Origin of the sequence: Ideonella sp. B508-1 (assembly GCF_000333615.1) — a bacterium.
Lineage (GTDB): Bacteria > Pseudomonadota > Gammaproteobacteria > Burkholderiales > Burkholderiaceae_C > Ideonella.
The window spans coordinates 1-1,567 of the sequence record NZ_BADL01000341.1 but is presented as its reverse complement, the minus strand read 5'-3'; the positions used below and the strand labels follow the sequence as shown (position 1 = coordinate 1,567).

At 71.0% G+C, this 1,567-nt stretch carries 2 protein-coding genes; one reads left to right on the top strand and one right to left on the bottom strand.

The window, feature by feature from the left end:
- Positions 1 to 914, bottom strand: a 914-nt coding sequence (locus I73_RS14760) for a GMC family oxidoreductase (RefSeq protein WP_022981323.1), incomplete at its 3' end; no start/stop codon positions are given.
- Positions 915 to 1,052: 138 nt separating this feature from the next.
- On the opposite strand from I73_RS14760, the gene I73_RS28090 reads away from it, so the two are divergent.
- Positions 1,053 to 1,567: AraC family transcriptional regulator ligand-binding domain-containing protein (locus I73_RS28090; protein WP_022981322.1), on the top strand; the 515-nt coding region annotated here is incomplete at its 3' end.

Sequence of the window (1,567 nt, the reverse complement as noted above, 5' to 3'; positions counted from 1 at the left end):
ATCACCACGTCCGGGTGGTCGTGCAGGTTGCGGCCCACGCCGGGCATGGCATGGCGCACCGTGATGCCATGGCGTTGCAGCTCGGCCGGGTCGCCCACGCCCGAGAGCATCAGCAGCTGCGGCGACTGGAAGGCGCCGGCGCACAGGGCCACCTCCTGGCGGGCCATCAGCCGCAGGCGCTGGCCGCCCTGCAGCAGTTCCACACCGCGCACCTGCCGGCCTTCGAGGATGAGCCGCTCAGCCCGGGCCTCGGTGAAGACGTGCAGGTTGGGGCGACCCAGGTGGGGGCGCAGATAGCCCTTGGCGGCGCTGAAGCGCTCGCCGTTCTTGTGGGTGACCTGGTACATGCCCACGCCCTCGAAGGCGGCACCGTTGAAGTCCGGGTTCTCGGGCCAGCCGGCCTGGCGCCCCGCCTCGACGAAGCGGCGTGACAGCGGGTTGGGGTCGCACAGGTCCATCACATGCAGCGGGCCGCCCTGGCCGTGCCAGGCGTCGGCGCCGCGGGCATTGTCCTCGGCCCGCTTGAACCAGGGCAGCACGGCGTCCCACTCCCAGCCGGGGTTGCCGGCGGCGGCCCAGGCGTCGTAATCGCTGCGGTGGCCGCGGATGTAGATCATCGCGTTGATGGAGCTGGAGCCGCCCAGCACCTTGCCCCGGGGCTGGTAGCCGCGGCGGCCATTCAGACCGGGCTGGGGCGTGGTCTCGAAGCACCAGTTGGCCTGACCGGTGCGGGCCATCACGCCCAGGCCGGCGGGGCAGTGGATCAGCACGCTGCGGTCGGCCGGGCCGGCTTCGAGCAGGGCGACGGAGACGGCGGGGTCTTCGCTGAGCCGGCTGGCCAGCACCGAGCCGGCGCTGCCGCCGCCGACGATGACGTAATCGAAGGCCTGTGAGGGGAGGGAGGTGCTGGACATGCTCAAGCGGGGAGGTCGAGATGGGCGGCAGTGTCCGAAGGTCGGCTGCGTGCTTCCACCGATGGTTCTGACAGCGGATCGTCATAAAGTGACAGCCGCGGGTTTCTCCGGCCCACCTCCCTTTGGCTTTCGTCGTTCATGCCTGCCGCTGCCCGCCTGCCTGCCACCGATGCGCTCATCCACCCGGTCTACGCCCGGATGCTGCGCCGTCTGCTGGAACAGCTGGCGGTGGACACCGGGCCGGTGCTGGCGGCTGCAGGACTGGACGCCCAGGGCCTGGCGCAGGATGAACGACCGTTGTCCCTGGAGACGACCCGGCGCCTGGTGCTGGCGGCCATGGCCGCCTCCGGCCGCCCTTGGCTGGGCCTGGATCTGGGCGGGCAGACCCAGGTGTCCATGCATGGGCTGATCGGCTATGCAGCCGTCACGGCGCCCAATCTGGGCGAGGTGCTGCGGGTCTTCGCCCGCTACAGCACGGTGCGCAACGAGGCCTTGGTGTGGTCGCTGGAACAGGATGCTGTCTCGGCGCAGGCTCTGCTGATCGGGCGCGAGTGCGCCGACTGGGGGGCCGCGCGCGGCTTTTATCTGGACGCTGTGGTGGCCGCCACCCTGCGTCTGGTGGAGGCCGCTTTGGCGAGTGCCCGAGGGCTGAG